Genomic DNA, 6,328 nt, shown 5'->3' on the forward strand with positions numbered 1-6,328 from the left:
CGACCGCACCGGTCGATGTTGCATTGGGCGACTGCGACCTCGGGGTATTCGCCGTCAACGGCACATATGCTGAGTGCATTCAGGTCCTGTCCGGCGTGGCCATCGACAAGCGGCGGCCGTGGCTGGCGGCCACCTTCGCCGATGAAGTGTCGACGCAGTTGCGCGGGCTTTTGCTGATGCGTCCTTTCCACGGACAGCTGCATGTTTGCCTGGTCGAGCCGTGCCTTACCCGGGTTGGCAAACCGATGCTCCTGGTAAGCGCCGACCGAATGCAAGCTTTCGAACTGGATGCGGCTGGCCGTCTGGTGGAGCGTGCCGTGCCTTCCGCGGGAAAGCTCAAGAAGGGCATTGAGCGGGCATGGGCCGATCTCACCCGCCGCATGTTGGCGGTGACCACCGAAGCAGGCGAGTTCCGGTTCGGCAGCTGGATCGCTGTTGTCCCGGTTCAGGAAGCACGGCCCCGCTGACGGGCCGTCATCCCCAACCACCGCGAAAGGGCGGCGCTCCTCAGGAACGCTGCCCTTTTCTGTATCTGAAAGAAGACTGCATGCATGATGACGATACCGGCGATGATGATGACGGTGCCCTCCCGGGGTCGGGATCGCGCCACCCTCTGACGCTGTGCTCGCTCATCATTATCCGCAGCCGCCCGGAATACACCCCGCGTTCTGCGATATCGTCCTACGCCCTGTTCACGGTGAACAAGGTCGGCAAACACGAAGCCCGGTTCGACATTGTCCATCGGGTGTGGAGCCGGGACGATACCAGAGCCGCCATCATCGATGGCTTGGCCGAGCTCATCCCGGCCGGTTCAACCCTGCTGGTTCGCCATCCACCACGTGCATTCGAGGCGCTACGCCGAACTGGCGCAGAAGGTGATGTCCGCCCACCCAATGACACGCAGCTGATTTTGCGCCGAGTGCCCGGTCTCCGGCCAATGCCATTCACCGTTCCAAACAGCAGGCTGATCGCAGCCGGACAGCAGCTTGGCCTCGATATGGCGCTGCGATCTTCTACGCCGATCAAACGTCGGCGCCGGGCACCGCTGGAAGCCATGGCCTTGTGGGGACTCTACACCAATGCGTTCTGTCGCCCGGCAGAAGCACGGACGCTGATTGCCGCATTCTATGCCTGGCAAGCGATCGAGCGGGCAAAGCCGCTCCCGTTCTGACGCCAATGCGTAATGGCGTCAGGGAACGAGATCGCCGCACACCATAGGCGCAATAGCCCGGGCAACAGCGGCACAGCCGGAAGAGCAACGAAAGGAAGGGGGAAGGGCGTGGGTTGGGATCAACCCATGAAAGGAAAAAGGAAATGCCCAAGTTCACGTTCATCGACATCGAGTCCCTCTGGGATCCACAGCTCCACGAGGCCTATCTCGCGATCGATCCGAAAGGCGACAGGAATACCGATCGCCATGGCAATATCCGCCACCGTCTCGCCTGCCGGCGCGTTATCGCCGCCGCAGCCTTCGATATCGAAGTGCTGGACAACGGCGCGATTGCGATCGGAGGACTCCGCGCGTGGGATGAGCATCAATATGGTGACGAGCTGGAGGTGGTAAGCAGGCTGTTCGAACATCTCCGCCAGCGCCCGGACACCCACGCCGTGACCTGGAGCGGGCTCGCGGCCGATTTGCCGCTCCTTACTCTTGCCGCGATCGAGCACCGCCTCGTGCTGCCGCCTCAACTCCGGGCGAACATGTTGTATGCTGCCCGGAGCAGTTCATGGCGCCCCCATATCGACCTTGCCTTGCAGATGAAGGGCAATGGGCGCGACTGGTCGCACATGACAGAGGTCGGCCTGAGGTTGGGCCTTCCTGTCGAGTTGTTCGCAGGCAAGGCGGATATCGCCGAACCGCAGAATGGCGAGGAATGGAAGGCGATGCGCCATCGGGTCGGCACCGACTGCATCCTCACCGCCATGATCGCGCTGGCTTACTGGAGAGCCAATGACCTGATCGACATCGATCAGGTCGCCGCCCTCCACAACATCGCCGACTGGTGCCTGCGGAACAAAGTCGTCGCCGAAGCCCATGAAGCGCCGCTGGCCCAGTTTCGGGCAGAAATGTTCACGCGCATGGGCGACGAGTGGCACGAGGCGGCATAGCGGTGCCATTGACGATAAACAGTCTCAGCTAAAATGCTCGTATGCTACCCACCTGACAGCCTCATGGCACCGCAAGCTGGTTGCAGGCGTGCAGGCTGGTGACTATCATGCTGAAGAGCAGTGCCCTCGCGTAACGGCATCGCCATTGGGCTGGGTCGTTGTGCGACCGTTGCAACAACGGGAAGGCAAGTCTGGTGACACTTATTGATGCTGAGGTTTATGGCGCTCGAGGTGATGCTACGCATCTCCCTGAAACTAGCTCGAGCGACCTGCCCTTTCGCCCAATACAGTATCTCGGCAACAAGCTCCGCGCCCTTCCGGAAATATTGGACGCCACTGAAGCTTTAATTGGGTCTCATGGCCGGGTTGCAGACCTGTTTACAGGAACAACAGTGGTAGCGCAGGCGTTCGCGCGACGTGGGTATCAAGTCAGCGCCGTCGATACGCAGAGGTACGCGGTAATCTTTGCGAAAGCTATGTTGGGGATCGGCAAAGGACCTCGCGAGTCATGTAGCTTCGCCACGCTTGCAGCGGCTGGACTAACTGCATCGAACATCAATCTTGGTGATGAATGGACGCCTTATTTAGTCAGCGAAGACGAAGCAATTCGTCGGGGAGATGCGCTGGCATTGGAAGAGATTTACTCTAGCCTACCGCTGATTTGGAGAACACCAAATCATGCCCTTCGCGCTCGCGTCGAGGCCGGGGAGAGACGCTCTGCGCTAGAAGAGTCCATGCTGCTCACCAACATATATGCAGGCTCATACTTTGGGGTCCGGCAAGCACTCGCCTTAGACGAATTGAGGCACAACGTGCAATTGGCTCGCTCGGCAGGCCGTATCACGGATTGGCAGTACTCCGCCTCGCTAACTGCAATCATGTCAGCAGCCTCCGCTGCTGCTCACACGGCAGGCAAGCATTTCGCCCAGCCGCTCAACGCTGGCAGTTCACGAAACGAACGATTTCTAGCCGCTCGCCTTTTGCAGGACCGTCGCATAAATATCGAACGAGGGTTCGCAGAAGCCTGTGAGGCAATCAACAATCACGCGAACCGAATTGATTGCGACCATGAAGCTTGGCGGGGGCCCGCTGAAATATATGCCATAGATGGAAAAAGGGCTGATCTGTATTATTTAGATCCCCCCTACACCGCGCAGCAATACTCGAGATTTTATCATGTTTTAGAGACCATTTGCACCTATGATTATCCGAAACTTTTCGAGAACGGGCATTTGACCACTGGATTGTACCCAACTGAACGTTACAAATCGTCTTTTTCCTCTAAACGAAAGGCGCCTTTGGCATTCCAAGCGATTATAAATGCGGCCAATACAAGTGGCGCGGCCCTGGTGATAAGCTACTCTCAATCCTCTGCTAGTTCGCGTGGCAACGCACGAATGATTTCCCTCGAGCAGTTGCTTGATATCTGTTTCGGCGAATATGGGCGCTCGAACGTCGAGTGCATTCAGCTAAGTCACCGTTATCGTCAATTTAACAGCGCTTCAGCGTCCAACGCCAAGCGTGATGACCCTGAGATTTTGATTACATGCAAACGACGTTGATTCAGCGCTATCTTGGCAATAAGTCGCTCCTGGCCGACACGATCGTCGATCTTGTTAAGGGAATAGCCTCGCCGGGGGACTTGATATTCGATGCATTCTCTGGGTCGCTCGCCGTATCAACGGCCCTGCGCTCCGCCGGTTTCGAAGTTGCTCCAAACGATATCAATCATTTTTCTTGGCTGTTCGCGAAAGCCTACTTTTCAGCTGGCGAGCTACCTGATCCGCCGGGCCTCACACCGATGAGTCCCGCTGTGTCTTGGGCCTACTGGCAAGAGGAACTCGAACGGCTCACCGAAGAAGATGTGAGCGATGTCCCCACTCGCTACAGGCGGACGGACATCTTCGATCACTACTGTGAAGAAGGTCAAAAGAGCGGCTTTGTAAGCAAACGAGGTACATCTGGCCGTCGTAAGTTTTTCTCCGCAGCGAACGCCTGCGCTATTGATCGCGCGCTAAGTAGGATCCGATTCCGATATGAGACGGGGCTGATAACTGAACAAGGACGTTGCATCCTTACTGCCGCTCTCATCAGTGCGGTCGAAAAGGTCAGCAACACTCAAGGGACGTATCACGACTTCCCGAGAGGATTCGTAGACAGCAGAGCCCTTAAGCCGATTTCTTTGCGGATGCCCGACCCGGCAGTCTTCTCGGGGCCACCTAGCCGGTACATCGGCAAGGCTCAAGACTCACTCGAATTCGCAAAATTTCTTCCGCGCCATCGTGTAATTTATCTCGACCCGCCTTATAATTTCCGGCAATATACTTCTTATTACTTTATGCTAAATCTTCTCTCTTGCTATGCGGACATTGCAGATCTAGATGGATATTTTTCTAACATACAGTATGTTAGAGGTCAAAATATGAAGGATGACTTCAAGTCAACGTTCTGTAATCGAGATAAATTTATCCCATCACTTCGAACGCTGATTGAACGCTCTGACGCCGATTACGTGATCCTAAGCTATTTCGATGGCCCAAACCATTGGGGGAACTTCAAGTCGGAGAGTGCAGAAACAGAGGGTAAGAAACTTCTGGAACAATTCTTCCACAGCGACCTGTTCGTTGAGGGCTCCTATAACTTCGTTCCCGTCGAGAGGCGGAACTATCAGAGCTATGGGGGTTATAGCGGAAAACCAATCCAAGAATTCCTTTTCGTAGCGCGTAAGGGTAAGCCTGCAGAGAACGTAGATGATCTCGGGAGTGCGCAGTGGATTGGACAGGGCTCGGCCTTAGGGACCGTGTAATCGAATGGCTCGAAGCTGCATCTGAGGCACGATATGCGCAAGACAGGCGCCTAGATCCCTTCGCCACGTCTATGCGCGATTTCGATGATGCTTCAGCGCACCTAAAAGCGATCCGAAAGGGCAATCCGCCCGCGGTAACGGACGCGCGACAGCGCATAACTGACCTGAAAAATGCGGGTCTCGTGGTGACAGGTGGTGAGGCGCTTACGGACCTCGGCTCGGAGGTTCTTGGCGCTTGGGAGCGATACGGTGTCGACTCTGATGCCAAGACCGATGAACTTGCCCGCCTTCTTCTGATGGCCCTCGAGGCGCGCCGGATTGGCGACAAGGGCTTCGATTCATTCTTCGCATATTGGTCGGACCTAAGGACGCACTTCGATCCCCTCCAACTAATCGATAACTGGGATTCGCTCTATCAAATCAATTACCTCGATTTCGAGAGAGAAGGTTTCTCCCCCGGATTAGCATACCGCGACGAGAGCATCGAAGTCGCTGACATCGAATTCGACCTTGCGGAGTACGCGCGAAACACCGGAGCAAGCGCAGCCGCAATTAGCGGCGGAGAGAGGATCGAAGACGCAATCGGCGGGAAGGTACCACGCGGTCGCCATCGCGCCACGTTCTGCATGGCTTTGGAAATCGTCTTAAGTGACGGTCAGTCCGCACCTGCAATTCTCAATCATTTCGGTTTCCCCAAAAAACCCACTCTATGGTCGCCATTCAACGAGACTCAAAAGGCCAAGATTGAAGCGATTCTCGCTGATTATGGCGCGTCCATAGAGCCGCCTACCCTAGAGATCATCGCTGGTGCGGTAGGGGCTAGCGGGGACGAAGCTCTACCGCCTTTACCGAAGCCTGCGCCGGTTCTCCCAGCCGAGATCGACTTTTCGTCCGTTCTTGTTGACCGTCCGAGACCAAAGGCCGAACCGTCCGGGGGCGGAAAAGGGGGTGGGCCGAAAAAAGTCGATCACAAGCAGAAGGCTCATGCGAATGATGCGGTTGGCAAGCTTGGAGAGGAATTCGCTATTGCCTACGAGAGGTGGCGATTGCGTGAAAAACCCGAATTGGTGAAGAAGCTCAGGCATGTGTCGGAGGAAGACGACACACTCGGATATGACATCGAGTCATTCGAGTTGGATGGCACGCCCCGATATATTGAGGTCAAAGGAACGCTTGGCCCAATGGAAACCAGATTTTTCTTATCCGCATCCGAATTGGCGTGCGCAGATACAAAGGGTGAGCAGTACGTAATTCTTAGAGTTGCTCAATTAGCGAACGCGCCCAAATGTTGTGAGATCCGATATCCGTTTGCTGGAAAGATCACCCTCACTCCAACTACTTATAGCGTAGCATTCGAGGTATCCATCCGGTGAAGGCCGCACCCGTTTCAGTTAGCGGTCACTGGGTTTGATG

At 56.0% G+C, this 6,328-nt stretch carries 6 protein-coding genes; all 6 read left to right on the forward strand.

The genetic code is table 11. From position 1 onward, the window contains the following. Nucleotides 1–467: hypothetical protein (locus AX692_RS19900; RefSeq protein WP_196489987.1), on the forward strand; the 467-nt coding region annotated here is incomplete at its 5' end. Nucleotides 468–547: 80 nt separating this feature from the next. Beyond that, nucleotides 548–1,171 (forward strand): hypothetical protein, encoded by a 624-nt coding sequence (locus tag AX692_RS19370; protein WP_067399345.1) that lies wholly within the window; start codon nt 548–550, stop codon nt 1,169–1,171. Between the two features lie 143 nt (nt 1,172–1,314). Continuing rightward, entirely contained in the window at nt 1,315–2,109 is a 795-nt protein-coding gene (locus tag AX692_RS00265; RefSeq protein ID WP_067399342.1) for a hypothetical protein, read from the forward strand. A 194-nt stretch (nt 2,110–2,303) separates the two neighbouring features. After that, nucleotides 2,304–3,671 (forward strand): DNA adenine methylase, encoded by a 1,368-nt coding sequence (locus AX692_RS18605; RefSeq protein WP_196489986.1) that lies wholly within the window; start codon nt 2,304–2,306, stop codon nt 3,669–3,671. Beyond that, a complete protein-coding gene (locus AX692_RS18610) occupies nt 3,656–4,915 on the forward strand; it encodes a DNA adenine methylase (RefSeq protein ID WP_081095034.1) in 1,260 nt (419 codons plus the stop codon). The genes AX692_RS18605 and AX692_RS18610 overlap by 16 nt, the downstream gene beginning before the upstream one ends. Nucleotides 4,916–4,986: 71 nt before the next feature. Beyond that, the gene (locus AX692_RS00270; protein ID WP_073975222.1) at nt 4,987–6,288 is read left to right on the forward strand and encodes a DUF3883 domain-containing protein; all 1,302 of its coding nucleotides are present in this window, start codon (nt 4,987–4,989) and stop codon (nt 6,286–6,288) included. Nucleotides 6,289–6,328: the final 40 nt, after the last annotated feature.

The sequence above is a fragment of the Erythrobacter donghaensis genome, from assembly GCF_001557325.1.
Classification (GTDB): Bacteria; Pseudomonadota; Alphaproteobacteria; order Sphingomonadales; family Sphingomonadaceae; genus Erythrobacter; species Erythrobacter donghaensis_B.

Excerpts from the sequence above, each read along its gene's own strand:
- AX692_RS19370 (WP_067399345.1), top strand. The coding sequence starts at position 548 with ATGCATGATGACGATACCGGCGATGATGATGACGGTGCCCTCCCGGGG.
- AX692_RS00265 (WP_067399342.1), top strand. The coding sequence starts at position 1,315 with ATGCCCAAGTTCACGTTCATCGACATCGAGTCCCTCTGGGATCCACAG.
- AX692_RS18610 (WP_081095034.1), top strand. The coding sequence starts at position 3,656 with ATGCAAACGACGTTGATTCAGCGCTATCTTGGCAATAAGTCGCTCCTG.
- AX692_RS00270 (WP_073975222.1), top strand. The coding sequence starts at position 4,987 with ATGCGCGATTTCGATGATGCTTCAGCGCACCTAAAAGCGATCCGAAAG.